Genomic DNA, 22558 nt, shown 5'->3' with positions numbered 1-22558 from the left:
CCAACCCGACCTTGGAGTCTCACATGACAACCCGTGACGCGCTGCCCTCTGGAATCGTCACTCCTCTCGTCACCTTCCTCACCCCCGACGGCGAACCCGACGCCGCGGCGATGAACGTCCTCACCGAGGCGCAGATCTCCGCCGGTATCCACGGTCTCCTGGCCGTTGGCTCGACCGGGGAGCTCGGTTCGCTCACGCCTGCTCGTCGCGCCAGGACCATCGAGGCCGTCGTCGATGCCGCGGCCGGACGCGTCCCGGTCTGGGGCGGTGTCGCAGGACTCGGCACGGACGAAGCCGTCGTCGCCGCGCGCGATGCGGTCGCCGCCGGTGCCGATGCCGTGCTCGTGCTCCCTCCGCTGTTCTTCGACTCCAGCGACAGCGAACTGGAGCGGCACTTCTCGCTCGTCGCCGCAGCGGTCGATGTGCCGGTGGTCGCCTACGACGTACCGCCGCGCACGCCGAGGAAGCTCCCGGCCGGCGTCATCGCCCGGCTCGCAACCGACGGCGCGCTGGCAGGCGTCAAGGACTCATCGGGCGACCTGACCGCGGGGCGGCTCTTGGTGGAGGCGGTCTCGGGCATCGAGGGGTTCCGCACCTACATCGGGTCGGAGATCACGATCGATGCGGCATTCGTCCTCGGCTTCGACGGCATCGTGCCCGGCTTCGCCAACGTGCTCCCCGGGCCCGCGGTCGCGATGTACGACGCGCACCGCGACGGCACGGCCGACGTCGATTCCGTGCGCCGATACCTGGCGCTCTTCGAGGTGCTGCGCGTGAGCCTCGACGGAGCGGGAGGCCCGGCGGCGGCGATCAACGCGCTGAAGGTCGGCGCCGCTCATGCGCTCGGTCTTCCCGTGTCTCCCGTCGCAGAGCCCTTCACGGCGCCCACCGACGGCTTCGCCTCCCGCATCCGAGGCATCGTCGACGCCGCGCGGGAGTCATGATGTCGGGCGCCCTCCGCGTCGACGATGTCGGCGTCGTCGCCGACGCGCCGGCGATGTTCCCCGCAGCGGTGCGCACCCCGAGCGCCCACGTCGTGGCCTACTCGACGGTGCCGGACGGCTGGCCGGGGAGAGGTGCACGTCACCCGTTCGCTCGACGGCGGAGCGACCTGGACCCGCGCGGTGCCTGTCGCGGTGCCGCGGGGCGACGAGGAGGCGGTGCTCGGGGCGATCGGCATGGCGCGCTTGTCCGATGGCACGCTCCTCCTCCCGGTCAACACCGTCCGCTGGACCCCGGGGAGGGCACGGCCGGCCGCCGCATCGCCCTCCGGCTGGTGCGTTCCCGCGACGAGGGTGCGACCTGGGACGCCGGCGACGACGTGCGGATCGACTTCCACTGGCCCGCGGTCTACGGCGAGATCCTGGAGTTCGACGACGGCGAGCTTCTGTGGCCGATCTGGGGGCGGCAGCGAGCGGAGGAGAAGTGGCGCTCGGCCGTGCTGAGTTCGCGGGACGCCGGAGCGTCGTGGCGGATCGCCGGCACGATCGCCTTCGACCCCGACGCTTCTCTCACGGGTGCGTACGTCGACACCGGCAACGGCGACAGGATGGACGGCGACGAGGACACGTCGGACCCGTCATTCCGTCCCCACGACCCCACTGACGGATTCTCGGAGACCAGCGTGTGCCTGCTCGAGGACGGTCGACTCCTCGCGGTCCTGCGGCAGCAGGGCGTCGGCGGCGACGAGACGCTGCGGTTCCATCGCGCGTACTCCGCCGACAGGGGCGCGACCTGGACGCCGTACGAGCAGTTGGCGTTCTCCGGCATGTCCCCGGCTCTGGCGCGGTTCGACGACGGGCGGCTGCTGCTCGTCTCGCGGCGCTGCGCGCCGGAGGGGAGCGGGATCGAGCCGGCCGTCGAGGCCCGGGTCGGCGACCCGCAAGGGGCTACGTGGAGCGAACCCGTGGCCTTGCGGGACCCGCGTGATGGACGGCTGACCGCCGAGTACCAGTGCGGGTATCCCGCCGTCGTGCGCGAGGGCTCCGCCTTCCGGGTCTACTTCTATTCGTACGACGAGCGCAGCGGTCGCTACGTCGGCTGGAACACACTTTCGAGGCCGTGAGGTTTCAGTAAATGAAACGCGAAGTTTACAAGAATGAGACAATCACCTCTTCCCTTTGAGGAGAGGACGCGGGAGTATTGCGAAATGAAACCTGTAGTGCCGACAGATGAGACGCCGGTTCGCGGGATTCACGGAGCCACCTCCCGAAACGCATTCCGAGAAAGGTACCCGCTGTGAAGAAGAGAACACTGCTCGCGGTCGTCGCGGGCGTTGTCGCGCTCTCCTTGGCCGGCTGTTCATCGCCGAGCACGCCGAACGAGACGGGATCCCGCGATGTCAGCATCCAGCTCTACAACGCCCCCAGCACCTTCAGCCCGCTGATCCTTCAGGTCGGCGGAAACCAGCTGATCCAGACCCTGCACTGGGACAGCCTCGTCGGCGTCGACGACCAGGGTCAGTTCGAACCCCGCCTCGCTGAGAGCTGGGAGGTCAGCGACGACGCCACGGTCTGGACCTTCCATCTCCGCGAGGGCGTGAACTGGAGCGACGGCGAACCGTTCACCTCCGACGACGTCGTGTACACGCTCAACCTGATGGCCGACCCCGAGTCGGGATCGCAGATCTCGGGGGTCTTCGCCGACATCGTCGGCGCGGCCGAGGTCACGGCAGGCACGGCCGACTCCGTCAGCGGCATCGAGGCCGTCGACGACACCACGGTCACCCTCACCCTCACCCACCCCAACTCGGCGAAGATCATCGACTTCGCCGAGCCGCAGTACTTCATGCTCCCGGAGCACGTCTACGGCGAGATGCCCGTCGCCGACCTGGCGACGAACCCCGCCTTCCGGGAGCCGGAGGTCGGAATCGGCCCGTACCTGTTCTCGAAGTGGGTCACCGACGAGGAGGTCGAGTTCGTTCCGAACCCCGAGTACCGGGAAGACCTGGGCCTCGACCACGTCTACGCGAAGTTCATGGCCACAGACGCGTCTCAGGCGCAGCTGCAGACCGGTGAGATCGACTTCTCGCAGGTCGCGGCCTCCGACGCCGATCGCATCCGTGAGCTCTCCGGGGTCTCCTTCTACGAGATCGGCGGCCCCGGCATCATGGCGCTGCACAACGCATGGGACGCGGGCAAGCTGTCCGACCCGCGGGTGCGACAGGCGATCATGTATGGCATCGACCGTCAGGCCCTCGTCGACCAGGTGATCGCCGGGTACGGCGAGGTCGTCGACACCGTCCAGCACGGGCCGGACTGGGCTGTGCCCGACGATCTGGTCCACTACACCCGTGACGTCGACAAGGCCAAGGAACTCCTCGCCGAGGCCGGCTGGGACCCGGCGACCGAGGTCCGCCTCGAGATCGTCCCCGGTCCGAAGGACCGCGAGCAGGCGCTGACCATCATCGCCGGTCAACTGCAGGAGATCGGCATGAACGCCAAGGTCACTCAGTACGACAACGCGGCGCTCGGCGAAGCGATCAAGAACCGCGACTTCGACCTGCTGATCTCGGGCTACGGACTGTTCAATGTCGATCCTGCCGCTTTGAACGTGCGGCTCCTGTGCGACAACGGCGCCCTCTCCGGATACTGCAACCCCGACCTCGACGCCGCACTGCTCGCGGGCATCGCCACGACGGACCAGGACGAACGGGCGGCGGCGTATGCCGACGCGCAGCACATCATCAACACCGAGCTGCCGATCTTCCCGCTCTACGTGCCTGACACGCTGGCGGCGACCAGCGAGCGGCTCAAGGGGTTCAAGGTGAACCCGCTCCCGACGAACGCCTTCTGGAACATCGCGGAATGGACCGTCGAGTGAGCTGACACACCCATCGATCGGCGCCTCGGGCTCGATGATCCCGCGGCGCCGATCCCCGCATCCCCTCCCACTCCGAAGAAAGGGCGCACATGGCGGCTTTCCTCGTCCGTCGGCTGCTGATCTCCGTCGCCGTGCTGTTCGGCATCAGCCTCCTCCTCTTCATCCTGGTGCGCACGATGCCGGGCGATCCGGCGGAGATGATGCTCAACCCGATCGGCTTCGTGGGCGACCGTGAAGCCGCTCTCGAACGCCTGCGCGAGCAGCTCGGACTCACCCAGTCGCTCCCCGTGCAGTACGTCCGGTGGATCGGCGAGCTGCTCCAGGGCAACCTGGGCTACTCCTACACCGACGGGCGCCCGGTCGCCGTCGTCCTGTCGGAGCGTCTGGGCGCCACCGTGCGGCTCGTGAGCTTCGCGCTCGTCATCGCCCTGGTGGTCGGCATCTCGCTGGGCATCATCGCCGCCCTCCGCCGCAACACGATCGCCGACTACGGCCTCAGCTTCGTCAGCCTGATCATGATCTCGGTGCCGCCGTTCTTCGTCGCGCTGGTCGGGATCTTCGTCTTCGGACTCACCCTGCGCTGGCTGCCCACCGCCGGCATGGGGTCACCAGGAGGCGGCGGAGGATTCCTCGATGCGCTTTACTACCTGCTGCTGCCCGGCAGCATCCTCGGTCTCATGCTCGCCGGGCCGTACCTGCGCTATGCCCGGTCGAGCATGATCGAGGTGCTCGGTCAGGACTACATGACGACGGCGAGGTCGAAGGGGCTCAGCAGCGGTCGGATCGTGCTGCGTCATGGTCTGCACAACGCGCTGATCCCACTCGTCACGGTTGTCGCCCTGCAGATCCCGGTGCTGTTCGCCGGGGCCGTGATCATCGAGCAGCTGTTCTCCTGGCCGGGCGTCGGACGTATGGCGCTGGACGCCATCCTCGCGCGCAACTACCCGATCCTGATGGGTTTCGTGATGATGATCGCGCTGCTGGTGCTGCTGTGCAACCTGGTGGCCGACATCCTCTACGCGATCATCGACCCGCGGATCAGATTGTGAGGCCGTGACATGACCGATACTGTCGCAGCACCCGTCTCCTCGTCCGGCGCACCTCAGGAGCTGAGTCCGCGCAGGCTCGCCCTCCGCCGGTTCCTCCGTCATCGTCTCGCCGTCGTCGGCGCCGTCGTGCTGCTTGTCGTCGTGCTCGCCGCCGTCGTGGGGCCGCTGCTCCTCCCGTTCGATCCGAACGCCGTCGATCCGTCGGCGATCCGGCAGCCCCGAACGCCGAACACCTCCTCGGCACCGACTCCGCCGGTCGCGACGTGCTCGCGCGTCTGCTCGCCGGTGGGCGGGTCTCGCTGCTGGTCGGACTCACGGTCGCCCTGACCGCGACCGTCATCGGACTCGTGCTCGGTGCGATCGCCGGCTTCTTCGGCGGCTGGGTCGATTCGGTGCTCAGTCGCATCACCGACGTGGTGCTGTCGTTCCCGACCCTGATCGTCGTGATCATCATCGTGGCGTTCACCGGACCCAGCATCACCACCATGATCCTCGCCGTCGGGCTCTTCGAGTGGCCGACAGCGTTCCGCATCGTGCGTGGACTCGTGCTCTCGCTCCGCGACCAGGACAGCATCAGGGCGGTGCGCGGACTCGGCGCGAGCACCGCGCACATCCTCGTCCGGCATGTCATCCCCTCGGTGATCGCCCCTCTCACGGTGGTCGCGACGATCCTGGTGGCGCAGGCGATCCTGCTCGAGGCCGGGCTGTCGTTCCTCGGACTCGGCGTTCCGCCGCCCACCGCGAGCTGGGGGAACATGCTCAACGAAGCGCAGTCGTTCACCGTCCTCCAATCGATGCCCTGGTTGTGGATACCCGCGGGATGCGCGATCGCGATCACCGTGCTCGCCGTCAACTTCATCGGCGATGGCCTCCGCGACGCCTCCGACCCGAGGAGCCACCGATGACTGACAACACCTACTTCACATCCGACCCCGTCGGCTCCCTCCTCTCGCTGCAAGACGTCGTGACCGAGTTCCGCACCGAGTCGGGAACGGTCCGTGGGGTGGACGGCGTGTCGTATGACGTGCGCCCAGGGGAGTGCCTCGGCGTGGTCGGGGAGTCGGGCTCGGGCAAGAGCGTGACCATGATGTCGGCGCTGGGTCTTCTCCCGCCATCGGCCGTCGTCCGTGGCGGGCGCGCCTACTTCTCCGGACACGACCTGCTGACGGAGTCGGAGAAGGAGCTCTCCCGTCGGCGCGGTCGCGACATCGGGGTGATCTTCCAAGACCCGATGACGGCCCTGAATCCCGTCATGACCATCGGCGAACAGATCGCCGAGTCGATCCGACGGCACGACAGGCGACTCGGCAGGCCGGCGGTCCGGGCCCGGGTGCACGAGCTGCTGAGCGACGTCGGCATCGCTGACGCCGCACGGCGGGCGAGACAGTATCCGCATCAGTTCTCCGGCGGCATGCGACAGCGCGTGATGATCGCGATCGCGATCGCCAACCGGCCGAAGCTCATCATCGCGGACGAGCCGACGACCGCGCTCGACGTGACCATCCAGGCGCAGATCCTCGACCTGCTGGTGCGCGTGCGCGACGAGGTCGATGCCGCGCTGGTGCTCATCACCCACGACCTCGGCGTGATCGCCGAGATGGCGGATCGCGTGGTGGTCATGTACGGGGGAAGGGTGGTCGAGCAGGCGCCGGTGGACGCTCTTTTCCACGACACCCGGCATCCGTATACGCAGTCGCTGCTCTCGAGCCTTCCACGGATGGATCGCAGCACCACACGTCTGGCGACCGTGGGGGCGCGCCCCGAGCTGCCACCGACCGGTACCGTCGCCCTCCCCGGGAGCGGAGCGCCCTCGGGTGACCATCGGCTTGTCCGGGTGGGCGAGGACCACTACGTCGACCCGGCCTATGCGCAGAGCGAGCGGATCGAGGTGCTGTCATGAGCGCGGACACGACCACGCCGATCCTCCTGGTGGAGGACCTCGTCAAGGAGTACCCGGGGCGTCAGCGACTGATCGGACGCGAGCGCGGAGCCGTCAAGGCGGTCCGGGCGTGTCCTTCCACGTCGCACCCGGTGAGACCCTGGCGATCGTGGGCGAGTCCGGCTCGGGCAAGACCACCGTGGCGAAGACGATCATGGGGTTCGAGGCCCCGACCCAGGGGCGCATCGAGTTCGAGGGACGCGACATCACCCGGCTGCGCCCCGCGGCCTGGCGCCCGCTGCGCCGAGAGCTGCAGTTCGTCTTCCAGGACCCCTACGCCTCGCTCCCGAGTCGGATGCCGATCGGCGACATCATCGCGGAGCCCCTGCGGATCCACGGCGTCGGCGACCGGGACGCACGGCGGGCGCGGGTGCGCGAACTGCTCGGCCTCGTCGGGCTGCGCCCGGAGTTCGCCTCCAGGTACCCGCACGAGTTCTCCGGCGGTCAGCGGCAGCGAGTCGGCATCGCACGTGCGCTCGCCCTGGAACCGCGGATGCTCATCCTCGATGAGCCGGTCTCGGCGCTGGACGTCTCCATCCAGGCGCAGGTGATCAACCTCCTCGCCGACCTGCAGGCGGAACTGGGGCTCAGCTACCTCTTCATCGCGCACGACCTCGCCGTGGTGCGCCACATCGCCCATCGCGTCGCGGTGATGTATCTCGGCGAGGTCGTGGAGCAGGGGCCGACCGAGTCGGTGTTCGACGACCCTCAACACGATTACACGCGTCGCCTCCTGGCGTCCGTGCCGGTGCCCGATCCCCGCCTGCGGCGCCGAGGCGTCCGTCGCGAGACGGAGGTCACGACGTGAGCGCTCCCCTCCCGCGCCGGGGCATGTGGCGATTCCTCGACCGCCTGCCGATCCGCGACCCGCGACACATCGTCTCGCTCGGGGAAGGCGACACGCCCCTCCTCGACCTCAGCGACACTCTGGGAGACGGCTCGGCCTCGGCTCGCTGCGCCTGAAGGCCGAGGACCGCAATCCGACCGGATCCTTCAAAGCCAGGATCGCGTCTGTCGCCGCCTCACTCGTGCGGCAGGACGGCCTCGCGGGCCTCGTCGGAACTTCGTCGGGAAACGGAGGAGCCGCAGCCGCCGCGTACGCCGCCGCGGCCCGGAGTCGAGCCGTCCTCTTCACCCTCTCCGACACGGTGCCGGTCAAGCTGCTCGAGATCACGGCAGCCGGAGGGACGGCGTACCGGGTCGAGGGGGTCGGCCATGATGCCGCCTCGACGGCAGCCGTGGCCGATGCCATCGCCGCAGCCGCGCGCACGAGCGGGCACTATCCGATGCTGACCGGCTTCCACTACGCGCCCGAGGCGATGAGCGGAGTCGAGACCATCGCATACGAACTCGCCGAGGAGGTGCCCGACCTCTCCGTGGTGTACGCCCCGGTCGGCGGCGGTGGTCTGCTCACAGGCCTGGGCAGGGGATTCGCCATGGAGGGCGGCTCCGTGCGCGTCGTCGGAGTGCATCCAGAGGGGCGGCGGCGCTGCCCGCAGCGCTCGGGGGCGACCTGTCCGGCATGCGGGGCCCTGTGCAGACCTCGATCTCCGGTCTGCAGATGGCGATCCTGTACGACGCCGAAGGCGCATCCCGCGCGGTGCTCTCCTCCGGCGGCCACGCGACGGCCGTGAGCGACGACGATGTGCGCAACGTGCAGGAACTGCTCGCCAGGGAGCACGGCATCCTCGTGGAGCCCGCCGGCGCCACGGCGCTCGCCGGAGTCGTCGCCGACGTCCGCTCGGGCAAGGTGGGTCGCGACGATCACGTCGCCGTGGTCCTCACCGGCGCCGGATACAAGGACGTCGAGGCGCTTCGCCGGATCGCCGGCGCGCACGAGGTCCCGGTGATCCCCGCGGATGCCGTCGCCGGCGTGCTCGCACGGCTCGCAGAGAGGCAGACGGATGAGTGACCACGGAACGGATCCGCTGGCGCGGCGGCTCTCGACCGCCGACGGGCGCATCGGCGTGGACGTATTCGAGCAGCGCGGCTGCCAAGACGGCCCGCACGTGGTGGTGCTCGGCGGCGTGCACGGTGATGAAGTCGGGGGATCGTCGCGGCAGGGGCCGTCGCCGACACCATCCGTACCCTGTGCGCCGGTCGGCTGACCGTGATCCCGGTCGCGCACGAGGCCGCACGCCGCGCGGACATGAGAGTCTCTCCTGAGGACGGCGGCAACCTCGCCCGGAGCTTCCCCGGCCGTGTGCACGGCAGTCGGACGGAGCAGCTGGCGCACCTGCTCACGTCCGAAGTGCTCGCACACGCCGACGTGATCGTCGACCTCCACACCTCCAACAGCGCGGCGGACATGCCGCTCTTCGTCGGCTGCCTCGACGACGGCAGCCCCGCTGCGGACGAGTCCGTCCGCCTCGCATTCGGGCTCGGGATGCCGATGCTCTGGACGCATCCGCGCCTCGGTCCCGGCCGCACGCTCACCGTCGCGGCGGAACGGGGGATCCCGGCGCTGTATGTGGAGTCGCCCCTCGGTGGGGTCCTGGAACGCGGATACGTCGACGCCTACACGGACGGCGTGCGCGCCGTGCTCGAAGCCTGCGGGCTGGTCGCCGCCGAGACCCCGCCGCGTACCCGCCCGGCGCCCGCCCTGTGGGTGCATGGCGACGGCGACACCGATGCGTTCTCCGCGGTGACGTCTGACGGCTTCTTCGAACGGATCGTGGCGCTCCTCGACCCCGTCCGTCGTGGCGATCCGGTCGGTCGCGTCATCGACGTCTTCGGGCGGGAGCAGGAGATCGTCATCGCCCCGATCGACGGCATCGTCACCACATTGCAGCGCGCGGCCGCCGTCGTCTCCGGTCAGCCGGTGGTCGGCGTGACGCCCGTCCGACCCGGAGTGCTCGGTCTCGCCTCCGACGACCTCGTCACGACAAGGAACCCACTATGAGCGATGCCAACTACTCCATCCGTTCCGTGCAGCGGGTCTGCGACATCCTGGACCTGGTCCAGGCGACGTCCGACGGACTCAGCCTCATGGACTTCGCCGAGGCCACCGAACTCCCCAAGAGTTCGGTGTTCCGCTACCTCAGCACGCTCGAACAGCGCGGGTACGTCGAGCGCGATGACAGTGGCGACTACCGCATGGGGATCTCCCTCAACGGCGATCGGCTCGAGACCCTCTCGCGGCGCCTGCGACCGCAGCTCGTCGCCATGCGCGACCGGTTCGGCGAGACGATCAACCTCGGACTCCTCGACGGGTCGCGGGTGGCGTACCTGGAGATCGTCGAGAGTCGCGCGTCGATCCGCAACGCTCCCCGTGCCGCGGAACGGGAGTTCATCCACGCCACGGCGCTCGGCAAGGTCCTCGCCACGCGGATGACCACCGCGCAGGTGCGGGCGATCCTGCACCAGGAGGGCATGCCCGCGCTGACGGAGCACACGATCGTCGACCAGGCCGAGTACCTGGCGGAAGTCGAGCGCACCAGGGAGCGGGGGTATGCGCTCGACGACGAGGAGAACGAGGTCGGCGGACGCTGCCTTGCTGTGCTCGTCCCGCGCACCACGCTGCCGGTGGCCGTGAGCCTGTCGGCGCCGACGAGTCGTCTCTCGGTCGCGGAGACCGCCGCCGTCGCCCGCGGGATGAGCGAGATGATCGGCGCTGCAGCGGCCTTCGCCGACAGCGATCTCGGCGCGGCCTCCGAGGTCCCCGCATGAGCACGGCGCGGGCCGAGGCGGAACGACGATCAGGATGATCGACGGACTCACACTCGGCGCCTACGCCGCCGAGCCGCGAAGGCCCGCGCTCGACGAGCGATCCGAGCGGAGGTGGTTCCAGGCGCTCGCCGCCGTCGAGGGCGCGCACGGCCTCGAGGTGTTCTTCCGAGGGACGCTGCACCCGCGCGGACCGGAGCATCTCGCGCAGCTGCTTCCCGAGGGGTGGCATCTCGTCGTCACCGCTCTTCCCCAGGCCATCGCCGGCAGCACGACGGACCCTCGTTACGGGCTCGCCTCGAAGCATGCGGATGGTCGGCATGCGGCCGTGGACGACATCAGGCGGCTTCTCGCTGAGACGCGGCGCCTCGACGCCGTGCTCGGGAGGACGGCCGTGCGCGCGATCGAGCTTCACTCGGCGCCGCGGGCGATCGACGGCGTGAGTTCGGATGCGTCGGCGCTCGCTCTGTCCTTACGCGAGCTCACGGACGCGGCCGAAGGGACTCCGCTGATCGTCGAGCACTGCGACGCCCTCGTCGCCGGACAGGCGCCGATCAAGGGATACCTGTCCTTGGCCGCGGAGCAGGCCGCGGTCGACGAGGCGCAGGACGGGGTGCGGTGTCCGGTCAGTCCGTGAACTGGGGCCGATCCGCGATCGAGGGTCGCTCGGCGCGCACCCCGGTCGAACACGTCCGGCACCTCGTCCGGGCGGGGACCCTGTCCGGGCTGATGTTCTCCGGGGCGCCGTCGACGGCGGGGCCGCTCGGCGCGGCCTGGGACGACCTTCACAACCCGCTCCGGTCCGACGACCCGGCATCTCTGCTGGATGGCGGCGGCGTGGGGATGACGCTCGCCGAGATCGACGCGGCGTCCTGGGATCGGATGCTGTTCCTCGGCGCCAAGGTGCAGGACCCCGAGGATTCCGTGGAGTTCGAGCGCAGACTCGCACCCCTGACAAGGGCGATCGGCGCGATCCGCGCTGGGATGGAGAAGAGATGATCGACCACTTCGGGGCCCACCCCGACCGCGTGCTCAGCCGCTCCGTACGAGCGGGGGACTGGCTCTACGTGTCGGGGCAGGCGTCCACCGACCCGGAGACCGGGGCGTTCGTCCCCGGCACGTTCGACGAGGAGTTCCGACGCTCGGTCGAGAACCTCGACCGAGCGCTCGCCGAGGCGGGTGCCGACCGCGGCGCCCTGGTGCGCCTCGGCGTCTTCGTGCGCGACGAGGACGCGCTCCCGAGATACAACGAGCTGTATCTGCAGACTTTCGCGCATCCGCGTCCCGCGAGGACGACCATCGCGATGGGGTTCGGGTTCCTGCAGTTCGAGATCGAGGCCGTGGCCTACCTCGGCGACTGAACCCCGGCAAGCCCACGGGGGCGGGATCGTGAGGAATTCCCGGCTGAGTGCCTTTCGTCTCCCGCCTCCGTGTCGTTCGCGCCGGACCTGCGACCTCGGTGCGGATCTGCGACGCCGTCGAGGTCGGCTCAGGGCAGGGAGGGGTGCTGCTCGGAGCTGCGTTGCTTCGGGATGAACAGCGACAGCACCACGGCGATGATGCCTGCAGCGATCGCAAGCCAGAAGCACACCTCGAAGGCCGCGCGGGTGGGCACAGCGACACCGCCGACCTCGACGCTCATCGCGGCGAGGATCCCGCCCATGACGGCCGAGGCGCTCGAGGTGCCGACCGAGCGGAACAGCGCGTTGAGCCCGTTCGAGGCGCCCGTCTCGTTCGCGGGGACCGAGCGCATGATGATCATCGGCATGGCGGCGAACGTGAAGCCGATGCCGACCCCGATGAAGATGTTGGCGACGAAGATGTGCCACACCTCGGAAGACCACAGCAGCACGAAGACGTACGCGAGCACGATCGCGGCGGCGCCGACCGTGAACAGCGGGCGCGGGCCCACCGTGCGCTCAAGCCATCCGGAGAGCGGCGAGATGACCATCATCACCAGGCCAGCCGGCATGATCACGAGGGATGCCGCGACCATGTCGAGCCCGAATCCGGCACCGCCGACCGCGGGCATCTCGAGCATCTGCGGGAAGGTCACGTTCGAGGCGAACAGGGCGAAGCCCATTCCGATCGCTGCGATGTTCGTGAAGAGCACCGCGGGTCGAGCCGCCACACGCAGGTCGAGCAGCGGGTCCTTCGTGCGGAGCTGGTACCAACCCCACAGCAGGAGCACCGCGACTCCACCGATGATGCAGACGAGGGTGAGCGGCGCCGTCCATCCCCACTCGGCGCCGCGGGAGACGAAGAGCAGGATGCCGGTGAGGCCGATCGCGAGACCGATGGCGCCGAGCACGTCGAGGCGGCCGGGGAGCGCAGCACATCCTCCGGGATCACGGCGAGCACCAGCAAGGAGCCCGACGACACCGAGCGCGGCGGCGAGCCAGAACAGCATGTGCCAGTCGGCGTTCTGGGCGAGCAGCGCCGCCACCGGCATCCCGATCGCACCGCCGACGCCCATGGTCGCGCTCATCAGGGCGACAGCGGTGCCGAGACGCTCCGGCGGCAGCACGTCGCGCATGATCGCGATGCCGAGCGGGACGACACCCGTCACGGCTCCCTGCAGTGCGCGTCCGATGATCACGCCGACGATGGAGCCGGACACTGCCGCGATCACGGAGCCGAGGATGAGGATGGTCAGCAACGCGATCACGACGCGCCTCTTGCCGTACATGTCGCCGAGGCGTCCCGAGATCGGGGTGGCGACGGCGGCGACCAGCAGGGTGACCGTGACGACCCAGCTGGTGTCTTCGCGCGAGGCGTTCAGCAGCTGCGGCAGTTCGGCCTGCAGCGGCACGACGAGAGTGAACATGAACGAGGAGCACAGTCCGGCGAAGGCCAGGACGGCGACGATCGCCCACTTCGGCGGGGTGCGGGAGAGGCGCTTCCTGGCTCTCTCGTCGTTCGCACCCACCGGCCAAGGCTATCGGCGATCGGGCGGTGCGGGGCCGTTCGCGGCTGGCTAGCATGTCGACATGGTCACGAGCAGCGTCGCTCCGGACGATCCCGCCGCCCACCGCGGCATCTCCCGGCGTACCCAGTCCGACATCTACCGCGCCGGCATCAGCGGCACGAGGCCGGCGGTGCCGATCGATGCCGCGGGACTCGAGACGGCCGCCCGCAAGGCGTTGAGCGCCGAAGCCTTCGCGTACATCGCCGGTGGCGCAGGTGCCGAGCGCACCGTGGCCGCGAACCGTGCGGCGTTCGACCGCTGGCAGGTGTGGCCCCGCCCCTGCGCGACGTCTCGACGCGCGACCTCGGCGTGGAGTTCCTCGGCAGGACGCGTCCGACCCCGTTGCTGCTCGCGCCGTTGGGGGTGATGGAGATGGCGCACCCCGACGCCGACCTCGCGGTCGCGCGTGCCGCAGCCTCCCTCGGCATCCCGTACACGCTGTCGAACCAGGCGTCGCTCCCGATGGAGCGGATCGCTCGGGAGACGCCGCTCGGCTCCCGGTTGTTCCAGCTCTACTGGTCGGCGTCGGACGACCTCAACCGCTCACTCCTCGCCCGTGCGGAGGCGTCGGGGTGCGAGGCGATCGTCGTGACCCTCGACACACACCTGCTCGGCTGGCGCACCCGCGACCTCGATCTCGCGTACCTGCCCTTCACCCGCGGGATGGGCATCGCGCAGTACACGAGCGATCCGGTGTTCCAGGAGCTGGTGCGCGAGCGCGCCGCCGTGCCGAAGGGCGATGCTCCCGGCGTCAAGGTCACACCGAAGGCGGTCGCCGCCGCGCTCACGATCGCACGGAAGGGTGCGCCCCTCACGGGCGGCGGGTCTCTGCGCGACAACCTGCGATCCCCGCTGCCGCGCGCCGCGGTCGAGACCTTCCTCGACGTGTTCTCGACACCGGCGCTCACTTGGGCCGATCTGGCGAAGGCCCGCGAGTGGACGAGCCTGCCGATCATCCTGAAGGGCATCGTGCACCCCGACGATGCACAGGCCGCGCTGGATACGGGGATGGACGGCATCTGGATCTCGAACCACGGCGGCCGCCAGATCGACCGGTCGGTGCCGACGCTCGACGTGCTGCCCGAGATCGCCGAGCGGGTCGCTGGCCGGGTGCCGATCGTGTTCGACTCCGGCGTGCGCGGTGGGGCGGACGCGGTGATCGCGCTGGCGCTGGGGGCGACCGTCGTCGCGCTCGGCCGCCCGTATGCGTACGGCCTGGGTGTCGCAGGCGAGAGGGGCGTGCACGAGGTGATCCGCAACGTGCTCGCCGAACTCGACATCACGCTCGGTCTCGCCGGGCTCACGTCGGTGGCTCAGCTCGATCGCGACGCGCTGCGGAAGGTCTGACCGCTGCGCGCCCCGCGTGGTTGCATGGCCGGATGAGCGACGACGCCGCCTTCGAACAGCACCCCGCCGACTCCGCGTACCACCGCCGACTCCCGATCGGCGAGGTGCTCGACGCCTCGGCCATCGCGGACGGCCTGCCCTGGGCTTTCGAGACGGTGACCATGCGGCCGCTCGAGCCGATGCTCGTGCCGGAGAAGCCGCGCGCCGGTGAGTCGGACCCGGAGGAGTGCGGGCACTGCGGGCCCAGTGAGTACACGCTCTGGCACGACGAGCTCTGGCAGGTCCGTGCGGGATGGGACGTCGGCGGGCTGCCCTTCATCGGCGGGGTCGCCCCGCGTGAGCACTGGCTCCTGGAGAACGCCCCGCACGACGTGCTCGCCGCACTGGGCCCGCTCCTGCAGCGCGTCTCGCAGGCGGTCAAGAGCGTCCCGGGTGTCGCGCGCTGCCACTTCGGCCGCTGGAACGACGGTTCGGCGCATATGCACCTGTGGGCGCTGGGACGCCCAGCGGGCATGATGCAGGGTCGCGGAGCCGTGCTCGCATTCTGGGACGAGATCCTCCCTCCGCTGCCACCGGAGATGGCGGAGGAGCACATCCGCATCGTCGCCGAGGCGCTCGCCGCGGGCGGAGGGGAGGCGTTCCCGTACCGGTGATCCGGCGATCCCGATTCCTCGAACGGGCCGTGGAGGGGCAGACTGGGGGCGTGCGAACCATCCGTGACCTCGACACCGTTGAACTCATCCTCGACGCGCAGGGCCTGCTCGACTCCATCCGGGGCCCGCAGCGCGTGGTGGATGCCGGCACGCTGCGCGCCTTGCAGCAGTCGGGCAACTACGTCGTCGGCTTCTTCGACGGCGAAGGCGACGAGGAGCGCATGGTCGGCGCTTCCATCGCGTTCTTCGGCGAGCCCGCCCGGCGTGCGATGCACTCGCACATCACCGCGCTGCTGCCCGAGTATCGCGGACGCGGGTGGGGGCGCGAGCTCAGGAGCACCAGCGTCAGTGGGCGTTCTCGCGTGATGTCGGCCGCATCACGTGGGTCTTCGATCCGCTGGTCGCACGCAACGCGCACTTCTTCTTCACGGTGCTGGGCGCCCGCGCCACCGGCTACTCGGTCAACCGCTACGGCATCTTCGGCGGCGGCGACGCGGGCGATGAGCGACCGCCTCGACGTCGAGTGGGCGCTCGCCGACATCGCCAAGCCCCCGGCCGACGACGCGGTCGTCGAGACCCTCGAGATCCCGGACGACATCGAGTCGTTGCGCGTCTCCGATCCGGCGGCCGCCCATGAGTGGCGTCTCCGCCTGCGGGCGCAGATGGAGGGCCTGCTCGGCAGCGGCCTCAAGGTCGCCGGGTACGACAACGCGCGCGGCTACCTCTTCACCGTCTGAAGCCCGGTTCCCCTGATCCGCTCACGCGGCAGTGCTCAGCGCACCCCGCGCATGAGCTTGAGCACGGGCTTCACGCTCAGCAGCAGGCCGATGCCGACCAGGATGGCGATGCCGCCGAGGATCGAGAAGTACGGCACCTCGTCGTCGGGGTTGTAGAACTTCACGAGCTCGCCCGAGATGGCGGTGCCGAGGGCGATCGACAGGAAGAACAGCGCGACCATCTGCGTGTGGAACACGCTCGGTGCGAGTTTGGTGGTCACTGAGAGCCCGACGGGCGAGAGCAGCAGCTCGGCGACCGTGAATACGAAGAGGATGCCGACGATCGCCAGCAGCGGCGTGGAGTTCGCGCCCCCACCGGCGAAAGGCAGGAACAGCAGGAACGCCGACCCCATGATGATCGCCGAGAGCCCGAACTTCACCGGCGTCGACGGCTGACGCTTTCCCAGCCGGGTCCAGATCGCGGCGAAGACGCCCGACAGGATGATGATGAAGACCGGGTTGATCGACTGCACCCACGAGACCGGCATCTCCCAGCCGAACAGGTTCCGATCCAGGCGCTTGTCGGAGTACACCGTCAGCACCGTGAACTGCTGCTGGTACAGCGACCAGAACGCGACACTCGTGACGAACAGCGGCAGGAACCCCCAGACCCTCGACCGTTCCGTCGCGTCGATTCGGCGACTCGAGAGGATCACGGCGAAGTAGGCGACGGCAGCGACGACCGTGCCGATGATGACGATGGTCGCCAGGTTGTCGGCGCGGATCACGCCGGTCAGCACGAGCACGGCGAGGACGAGGATCGCGGCGCCCGCGACGATCCCGACCAGCGGATACCGTGACCGGGGCAGCGGGTTCGGGACCTCGCGCACGGAGGCGGGAGCGCGCGCCGGCCGAACGAGTACTGCACGAGACCGAGGGTCATGCCCAGTGCTGCCAGCCCGAAGCCCCAGTGGAAGCCGAGGGTCGACTGCAGGATGCCGGTGAGGATGGGGCCGAGGAACGCACCGAGGTTGATGCCGAGGTAGAACAGCGAGAAGCCGGCATCCCTCCGCGGGTCCTCCGGCGTGTACAGGCTGCCCACGACCGAGGTCGCGTTCGCCTTCAGGCCGCCGGAGCCGAGGGCGACCAGCACGAGGCCGACGCCGACCCCGACGAGTCCCGGCAGGAGCGCGAGCGCGAGGTGGCCGGCGACGATCACCATCGCGCTGACGAACAGCACTCGCTCCGCGCCGAAGAGCCGGTCGGCGAGCCAGGCACCGAGGATGGTCGAGAGATAGACCGAACCTCCGTACGCGCCGACGATGCCGCCGGCCACCGCCTCGGGGATGCCGAGGCCGCCCTGCGAGACCGAGTAGTACAGGTAGATGAGCAGGATGCCCTGCATGCCGTAGAAGCTGAACCGCTCCCACATCTCCACACCGAAGATGTGCACGAGCGACCAGGGCTGCCCGAAGAAGCGGGTGTCGTCGTCGCGGGTAGGCGGTGCGGAAGCTGCGGTGCTCATGCCAGGAAGCTACTCTCCGGCGGCGGCCGCGACCAGGGGACGCGCTGCGACCACCGGTAGAATAACGGTGCCCGTGCTCACGGGCTTCTCCGCATCCGACCATTGGAGCCACCATGGCCGAACAGTCCCGTCTCGACAAGGTCATCGCCCTCGCCCGCCACCGCGGATTCGTGTTCCAAGCGGGTGAGATCTACGGCGGTTCTCGGTCGGCCTGGGACTACGGCCCCCTCGGCACCGAGCTCAAGGAGAACATCCGTCGCCAGTGGTGGCAGACGTTCGTGCGCGGTCGCGGCGACATGGTCGGCCTGGATTCGAGCATCATCCTGCCCAAGCGCGTGTGGGAGGCCTCCGGCCACGTCGCGACGTTCACCGACCCGCTGGTCGAGTGCCTGCAGTGCCACAAGCGCTTCCGCGCAGACAACCTCATCGAGGACTTCGAGGCGCGCAAGGGTCGCAAGGCCGAGAACGGTCTCGCCGACATCCCGTGCCCCAACTGCGGCACCAAGGGGCAGTACACCGAGCCCAAGGCGTTCTCCGGTCTGGTGAAGACCTACCTCGGTGTCGTCGACGACGAGTCGGGCCTGTACTACCTGCGCCCCGAGACGGCCCAGGGCATCTTCGTGAACTTCTCGAACGTGCTCACCGCGAGCCGCAAGAAGCCGCCGTTCGGCATCGGCCAGGTCGGCAAGGCGTTCCGCAACGAGATCACCCCCGGCAACTTCATCTTCCGCACCCGGGAGTTCGAGCAGATGGAGATCGAGTTCTTCACGCCGCCGGCCGAGGCGAAGGAGTGGTTCGACCACTGGGTCGAGGCCTGCTGGAACTGGTTCATCGACCTCGGTATCGACCCCGAGAACATGCGGCAGTTCGACGTACCGGAAGACGACCGTGCGCACTACTCGGCCGGCACGATCGACGTCGAGTACAAGTTCGGCTTCGCGGGCAAGGAGTGGGGCGAGCTGATGGGCGTCGCCAACCGCACCGACTACGACCTCTCCAGCCACAGCGAGGCGTCGGGCCAGAGCCTGACGTACTTCGACCAGGCCACGGGCGAGCGCTACACCCCGTACGTGATCGAGCCGTCGTTCGGCCTCACCCGCGCGATGATGGCCTTCCTCGTCGACGCCTACCGCGAGGAGCAGGTGCCCAACGCCAAGGGCGGCACCGACGTGCGCACCGTGCTCAAGCTTGACCCGCGCCTCGCGCCGGTCAAGGCCGCCGTGCTGCCGCTGTCGCGCAACGAGAAGCTGTCGCCGCTCGCCCGCGAGGTCGCCGACACGCTGCGCAGCTCCTGGGCCGTCGACTTCGACGACGCCGGCGCGATCGGCCGCCGCTACCGCCGCCAGGACGAGATCGGCACCCCGTTCTGCGTCACGGTCGACTTCGACTCGCTCGACGACCGTGCCGTCACGGTGCGCGACCGCGACACCATGGCGCAGGAGCGCGTGTCGATCGACGAGCTGCACGCGTACCTCGCCGAACGCCTGCGTGGCGCCTGAGCACGCAGCGACCCAGACCCCGTCGGCCCGAGTGGCCGGCGGGGTCTTTCAGTTGCTCCCCGCGACCGCTCGCGCGTAGCGCTCGGAGAGCAGTTGCAAGCGCGGGAGCAGTTCGGGTGGGCTCTCGACGCTGAAGTCCATCATCAGCATGCCGATGTACGCGGCGACGGTATCGAGGCTGTCGGCGCCTGTGACGAGGATGCAGTGTTCGTCGTCGACGGGTTCGACCACGCCGACGGCGGCATGGATGCGGTCGAGCACGGCTTCCGCCGGGGCGTCGATCCGGAGTCGGGCGTGCACCTTCCAGCCGCTCACGGCGATGGTACGCATCGCGAACGCCGTGTAGTCGCCGCCGGGAAGGGGCTGTGGGTCGAAGCGCCGATGCGTCGGCATCCGAAGACTCATCCAGTCGACGCGGTAGGTTCCCCACTCGTCGGTTCGCGGGTCGCGCGCCACGAGGTACCAGCGTCGTACCCAGGTGAGCAGTCGGTACGGCTCGACCAGCACCGGTGTGCCTTCGTAGTCGAAGCGCAGCCACTCCGCACTGCGGATCGCACTCGCGACGGCCTGCAGGGATGCGGCGTCGACTTCGGGATCGGGGGCGTCGGTGTCGTTGTTCTCCGGGGCCCGGTCGACGCTCGAGCGGAGGGCGTCGACGGTCGGGCGCAGGTGCGAGGGGAGCACCTGCTCGAGTTTGGCGAGAGCCCTGGCGCCCGACTCGGCGATGCCCGCGATGCCCGCTGCGGCGCGGAGTCCGACCGTGACCGCCACGGCCTCCTCATCGTCGAGGAGGAGGGGAGGAGGCTGCCGCCTGCGCCGAGGCGGTATCCGCCGATAGGTCCTCGCGTGGCGTCGACCGGGTAGCCCAGGTCGCGCAGCCGCTCGATGTCGTGCCGCACGGTGCGGGAGGAGACGCCCAGTCGTGCGGCGAGATCCGCCCCCGAGCGTGCAGGGCCGGTCTGCAGCAGGGCCAGCAGCGCGAGCAGCCGCACGGTCGGATCAGCCATCGGACCCCTTCCGAAAGTCGTTCGCCTATTAGGAACGAATCCAACCTAATGCGCTTCTACCTTCGAGACATGGAAAACACGACGCTCGCCTTCCGCCCTTTCACCGTCTCGGTCTCCGCTGCCGAGGTCGCCGATCTCCAGGATCGTCTCGCCCGCACCCGCCTCCCGCAGCCGTCGCCGACGGACGACTGGGACGCCGGCACCCCGAACTCCTACCTGCGCGAGGCGGTCGCCGCCTGGCGCGCGTTCGACTGGGAGGCCGCCCAGGAACGGATCAACGCCGTCCCGCACTTCACCACCGAGATCGACGGGCAGACGATCCACTTCATCCACGTGCGTTCCGCGCACGAGGGCGCGAAGCCGCTGCTGCTCGCGCACACCTACCCCGGCTCCGCCGTGGACTATCTCGATCTGATCGACCGTCTCGTCGACCCCGAGGCGCACGGCGGTCGTGCCGAAGACGCCTTCGACGTGGTGATCCCGGATGCTCCCGGCTACGGGTTCTCGCAGCCCCTGGCCTCAGCGGGGTGGACGACGGCGCGCGTCGCGGCGGCGTACGACCGTCTGATGCGTGCCCTCGGCTACGACAGCTACGGCATCCACGGCTCGGACAACGGCGCCATGGTGGCACGCGAGCTGGGCCTGATCGAACCCGCAGGATTCCTTGGACTGCACGTGCTGCAGCTGTTCTCGTTCCCCTCGGGCGACCCGGCGGAGTTCGAGAAGCTCGAACCGGCCGACTACGCCGGCCTCGAGCACATGCAGTGGTTCCAGTCGGTCGGCGGGTACAACGCCATGAACGCCTCCCGCCCGCAGACCGTGTCGGTGGGGCTCAGCGACTCCCCGGTCGGACTCCTGGCGTACAGCGAGCTGTTCAACTCCTTCGGCAATGGCACGTCGCTCGTGCCGTTGGAGATGATCCTGCTCGAGGTCAGCGTGAACTGGTTCGCGAACGCGGCCTCGGGCATGAGCCGCAGCTACCTGGAGAACGCCAGGGCGGCTGCCGCGGCGGAGGGCGCCGAACCCCGGATCAACGCCGCACGGACGGGGTCGCCGTCTTCGCGGACGACTTCCAGACGATCCGGGTCTTCGCCGAGCGTGACAACGCGAACATCGTGCACTGGAGCCGCTTCGCCGACGGAGGACATTTCGCCGCCCTGGAGCGTCCGGATGTGCTGGCCGCCGATATCCGCGCGTTCTTCGCCGTCGGGCGCTGACCCTCAGCTGCCCGACGTGCAGCTCGCCGCCCCGGCTCAGCCCGTGACGGTGAGCTGCACGTCGGGCGTGCCGCCGGCTTCGACCCAGGCCAGCGAGCGTTCGAGGATGCTCCGCAGCACGTCGAGGTCGACCTGCTCGAGGTCTTTGATGTACAGGCATCCGACGCCCGTGGTGTGCGGGCCGAGTTCTGCCAGGGCCTCGGAGTGGGCATCGACGCCGTCGAAGAGGTAGATCGTGGTCGCGGCCTTGCGAGGGGCGAAGCCGAGCACCCCGCTGTCACCCTCCGTGCCGGTGGGGTAGCGGTAGTGGCACGAGCCGAATCCGATGATCGTGCCCCACGTCTGCGGTTCGCGACCGGTGATCTCCTGCATGAGCGCGGTCAGCGTCTCGGCGTCCCGACGGCGGGTCGCGGGGAGGAGCGGGCGATGAGTCCTGCGACGTCGTCGCCCGTCGGCTTCACTTCTGCGCCTTCGCCGCAGCCTTCATGGCCTTCTTGTGCTCACGCACCTTCGTGAGCGAGTCGGGCGAGACGATGTCGGCGACGCTGCGGTACGAGCCGTCCTCGCCGTAGGGCGCCGACGCCTCGCGCCAGCCCTCGCCCGTGAAGCCGTACTGCTTTCCGAGGAGCGCGAGGAAGATCTTCGCCTTCTGCTCGCCGAAGCCGGGGAGCGCCTTGAGCCGCTTCAACACCTCGGCTCCGGACGGGTCTCCCTCGGTCCACAGGGCCGCGGCGTCGCCGCCCCAGTCGTCGACCAGGGTCTGGCACAGCGTCTGCACGCGCGTCGCCATCGATCCGGGGAACCGGTGCACGGCGGGGGTCTGCTTGAAGGCCTCGAGGAACTCGTCCGGCGCCATGCCGGCGATCGCCGTGGCATCCGCAGCCCCGGTGCGCTGTTCGATCTTGAGCGGACCGGCGAACGCGGTCTCCATCGGCACCTGCTGGTCCAGGAGCATGCCCACGAGCAGTGCCAGGGGATTCTCGGTCAGCAGCGCGTCGGCGGCGGTGTCTCCGGTGATGTGAAGGGCCATGCCTCCAGTGTCCCACCTGCGGCCGAGCGCGTCAGGCGGTCGCGGCGTCGTCTGCGCCAGGGGCATCGGCTTCGGGCGCGATGCCGTACAGGGCCGACAGCGCGGCGGCGAACTCGTCGG

Annotated in this window: 25 protein-coding genes and 3 pseudogenes; 23 read left to right on the top strand and 5 right to left on the bottom strand. The window is 69.5% G+C overall.

Features of this window, described 5'->3' with window-relative positions:
• Window positions 1-23 precede the first annotated feature (23 nt).
• The 17 genes from G4G29_RS18535 to G4G29_RS18465 all read left to right on the top strand — a co-directional run bounded on the left by G4G29_RS18535 (window position 24) and on the right by G4G29_RS18465 (window position 11837).
• On the top strand, window positions 24-944 hold the full coding sequence (locus tag G4G29_RS18535; protein WP_183151137.1) for a dihydrodipicolinate synthase family protein: 921 nt from the start codon (window positions 24-26) through the stop codon (window positions 942-944).
• Window positions 941-2065 (top strand): sialidase family protein, encoded by a 1125-nt coding sequence (locus tag G4G29_RS18530; protein ID WP_210274203.1) that lies wholly within the window; start codon window positions 941-943, stop codon window positions 2063-2065. The genes G4G29_RS18535 and G4G29_RS18530 overlap by 4 nt, the downstream gene beginning before the upstream one ends.
• A 173-nt stretch (window positions 2066-2238) precedes the next feature.
• Window positions 2239-3822: an ABC transporter substrate-binding protein gene (locus G4G29_RS18525; protein ID WP_183151135.1), complete on the top strand. Its 1584-nt coding sequence runs from the start codon at window positions 2239-2241 to the stop codon at window positions 3820-3822.
• 89 nt (window positions 3823-3911) lie between these two features.
• Window positions 3912-4871, top strand: a complete 960-nt coding sequence (locus G4G29_RS18520) for an ABC transporter permease (protein ID WP_183151134.1) — start codon at window positions 3912-3914, stop codon at window positions 4869-4871.
• 9 nt (window positions 4872-4880) lie between these two features.
• Entirely contained in the window at window positions 4881-5198 is a 318-nt protein-coding gene (locus G4G29_RS20800; protein ID WP_202045376.1) for a hypothetical protein, read from the top strand.
• Window positions 5135-5776 (top strand): ABC transporter permease, encoded by a 642-nt coding sequence (locus G4G29_RS18515; RefSeq protein ID WP_202045375.1) that lies wholly within the window; start codon window positions 5135-5137, stop codon window positions 5774-5776. Before G4G29_RS20800 ends, G4G29_RS18515 begins: the two co-directional genes overlap by 64 nt.
• Window positions 5773-6771: an ABC transporter ATP-binding protein gene (locus G4G29_RS18510; RefSeq protein WP_183151133.1), complete on the top strand. Its 999-nt coding sequence runs from the start codon at window positions 5773-5775 to the stop codon at window positions 6769-6771. The genes G4G29_RS18515 and G4G29_RS18510 overlap by 4 nt, the downstream gene beginning before the upstream one ends.
• Window positions 6772-6880: 109 nt before the next feature.
• The gene (locus G4G29_RS18505) at window positions 6881-7618 is read left to right on the top strand and encodes an ATP-binding cassette domain-containing protein (RefSeq protein ID WP_244632185.1); all 738 of its coding nucleotides are present in this window, start codon (window positions 6881-6883) and stop codon (window positions 7616-7618) included.
• A complete protein-coding gene (locus tag G4G29_RS22950) occupies window positions 7615-7773 on the top strand; it encodes a hypothetical protein (protein ID WP_244632668.1) in 159 nt (52 codons plus the stop codon). The genes G4G29_RS18505 and G4G29_RS22950 overlap by 4 nt, the downstream gene beginning before the upstream one ends.
• Window positions 7764-8444, top strand: a complete 681-nt coding sequence (locus G4G29_RS22945) for a pyridoxal-phosphate dependent enzyme (protein ID WP_274601252.1) — start codon at window positions 7764-7766, stop codon at window positions 8442-8444. Before G4G29_RS22950 ends, G4G29_RS22945 begins: the two co-directional genes overlap by 10 nt.
• Entirely contained in the window at window positions 8333-8722 is a 390-nt protein-coding gene (locus G4G29_RS23675; RefSeq protein ID WP_309491602.1) for a pyridoxal-phosphate dependent enzyme, read from the top strand. The genes G4G29_RS22945 and G4G29_RS23675 overlap by 112 nt, the downstream gene beginning before the upstream one ends.
• Window positions 8715-8918, top strand: a complete 204-nt coding sequence (locus G4G29_RS18490) for a hypothetical protein (RefSeq protein WP_183151130.1) — start codon at window positions 8715-8717, stop codon at window positions 8916-8918. Before G4G29_RS23675 ends, G4G29_RS18490 begins: the two co-directional genes overlap by 8 nt.
• 41 nt (window positions 8919-8959) lie before the next feature.
• A complete protein-coding gene (locus G4G29_RS18485; protein ID WP_244632184.1) occupies window positions 8960-9712 on the top strand; it encodes a M14 family metallopeptidase in 753 nt (250 codons plus the stop codon).
• Complete coding sequence (locus G4G29_RS18480; protein ID WP_183151128.1) at window positions 9709-10479, top strand: IclR family transcriptional regulator; 771 nt, start codon at window positions 9709-9711, stop codon at window positions 10477-10479. The genes G4G29_RS18485 and G4G29_RS18480 overlap by 4 nt, the downstream gene beginning before the upstream one ends.
• Window positions 10480-10513: 34 nt before the next feature.
• Window positions 10514-11113 carry a DUF4862 family protein gene (locus tag G4G29_RS23670; protein ID WP_183151127.1) on the top strand — a complete coding sequence of 200 codons (600 nt, stop codon included), beginning with the start codon at window positions 10514-10516 and terminating at the stop codon, window positions 11111-11113.
• Complete coding sequence (locus G4G29_RS23665) at window positions 11095-11475, top strand: DUF4862 family protein (RefSeq protein ID WP_183151126.1); 381 nt, start codon at window positions 11095-11097, stop codon at window positions 11473-11475. Before G4G29_RS23670 ends, G4G29_RS23665 begins: the two co-directional genes overlap by 19 nt.
• Window positions 11472-11837 carry a RidA family protein gene (locus tag G4G29_RS18465; RefSeq protein WP_183151125.1) on the top strand — a complete coding sequence of 122 codons (366 nt, stop codon included), beginning with the start codon at window positions 11472-11474 and terminating at the stop codon, window positions 11835-11837. The genes G4G29_RS23665 and G4G29_RS18465 overlap by 4 nt, the downstream gene beginning before the upstream one ends.
• 128 nt (window positions 11838-11965) lie before the next feature.
• Here G4G29_RS18465 and G4G29_RS18460 read toward each other — a convergent pair whose 3' ends face one another.
• The gene (locus tag G4G29_RS18460; protein WP_183151124.1) at window positions 11966-13405 is read right to left on the bottom strand and encodes an MFS transporter; all 1440 of its coding nucleotides are present in this window, start codon (window positions 13403-13405) and stop codon (window positions 11966-11968) included.
• Between the two features lie 61 nt (window positions 13406-13466).
• On the opposite strand from G4G29_RS18460, the gene G4G29_RS24290 reads away from it, so the two are divergent.
• From G4G29_RS24290 to G4G29_RS18445, 4 genes are read left to right on the top strand one after another with little or no spacing between them, the layout of a single operon-like run.
• Window positions 13467-13811 (top strand): alpha-hydroxy-acid oxidizing protein, encoded by a 345-nt coding sequence (locus G4G29_RS24290; RefSeq protein WP_309491601.1) that lies wholly within the window; start codon window positions 13467-13469, stop codon window positions 13809-13811.
• Complete coding sequence (locus G4G29_RS18455; protein WP_309491600.1) at window positions 13712-14791, top strand: alpha-hydroxy-acid oxidizing protein; 1080 nt, start codon at window positions 13712-13714, stop codon at window positions 14789-14791. The genes G4G29_RS24290 and G4G29_RS18455 overlap by 100 nt, the downstream gene beginning before the upstream one ends.
• Window positions 14792-14823: 32 nt before the next feature.
• On the top strand, window positions 14824-15444 hold the full coding sequence (locus tag G4G29_RS18450; RefSeq protein WP_183151123.1) for a hypothetical protein: 621 nt from the start codon (window positions 14824-14826) through the stop codon (window positions 15442-15444).
• 50 nt (window positions 15445-15494) lie between these two features.
• Window positions 15495-16181, top strand: coding sequence for a GNAT family N-acetyltransferase (locus tag G4G29_RS18445; RefSeq protein ID WP_244632183.1), 687 nt, complete (start codon window positions 15495-15497; stop codon window positions 16179-16181).
• A gap of 35 nt (window positions 16182-16216) precedes the next feature.
• Here G4G29_RS18445 and G4G29_RS18440 read toward each other — a convergent pair.
• A pseudogene (locus tag G4G29_RS18440) lies at window positions 16217-17685 on the bottom strand (oligopeptide:H+ symporter).
• A gap of 113 nt (window positions 17686-17798) precedes the next feature.
• Between G4G29_RS18440 and G4G29_RS18435 the strand changes: the two are divergent.
• Window positions 17799-19184 carry a glycine--tRNA ligase gene (locus G4G29_RS18435; protein ID WP_183151122.1) on the top strand — a complete coding sequence of 462 codons (1386 nt, stop codon included), beginning with the start codon at window positions 17799-17801 and terminating at the stop codon, window positions 19182-19184.
• 48 nt (window positions 19185-19232) lie between these two features.
• On the opposite strand, the pseudogene G4G29_RS18430 reads toward G4G29_RS18435, so the two are convergent.
• Window positions 19233-20191, bottom strand: a pseudogene (locus tag G4G29_RS18430) (WYL domain-containing protein).
• A gap of 48 nt (window positions 20192-20239) precedes the next feature.
• Between G4G29_RS18430 and G4G29_RS24285 the strand changes: the two are divergent.
• Window positions 20240-20902 (top strand): annotated as a pseudogene (locus tag G4G29_RS24285) (epoxide hydrolase); the annotation flags it as partial.
• A gap of 542 nt (window positions 20903-21444) precedes the next feature.
• On the opposite strand, the gene G4G29_RS18420 reads toward G4G29_RS24285, so the two are convergent.
• Together G4G29_RS18420 and G4G29_RS18415 are read right to left on the bottom strand one after the other, a co-directional pair.
• Window positions 21445-21780, bottom strand: coding sequence for a DUF1801 domain-containing protein (locus G4G29_RS18420; protein ID WP_244632182.1), 336 nt, complete (start codon window positions 21778-21780; stop codon window positions 21445-21447).
• A gap of 85 nt (window positions 21781-21865) precedes the next feature.
• Window positions 21866-22438 (bottom strand): HhH-GPD-type base excision DNA repair protein, encoded by a 573-nt coding sequence (locus G4G29_RS18415; RefSeq protein ID WP_183151121.1) that lies wholly within the window; start codon window positions 22436-22438, stop codon window positions 21866-21868.
• Window positions 22439-22558: the final 120 nt, after the last annotated feature.

Source organism: Microbacterium sp. Se63.02b, from assembly GCF_014171575.1.
GTDB lineage: Bacteria > Actinomycetota > Actinomycetes > Actinomycetales > Microbacteriaceae > Microbacterium.
Note: the sequence above shows the minus strand (reverse complement) of the source record. Positions and strands in the feature narration are given on the sequence as shown.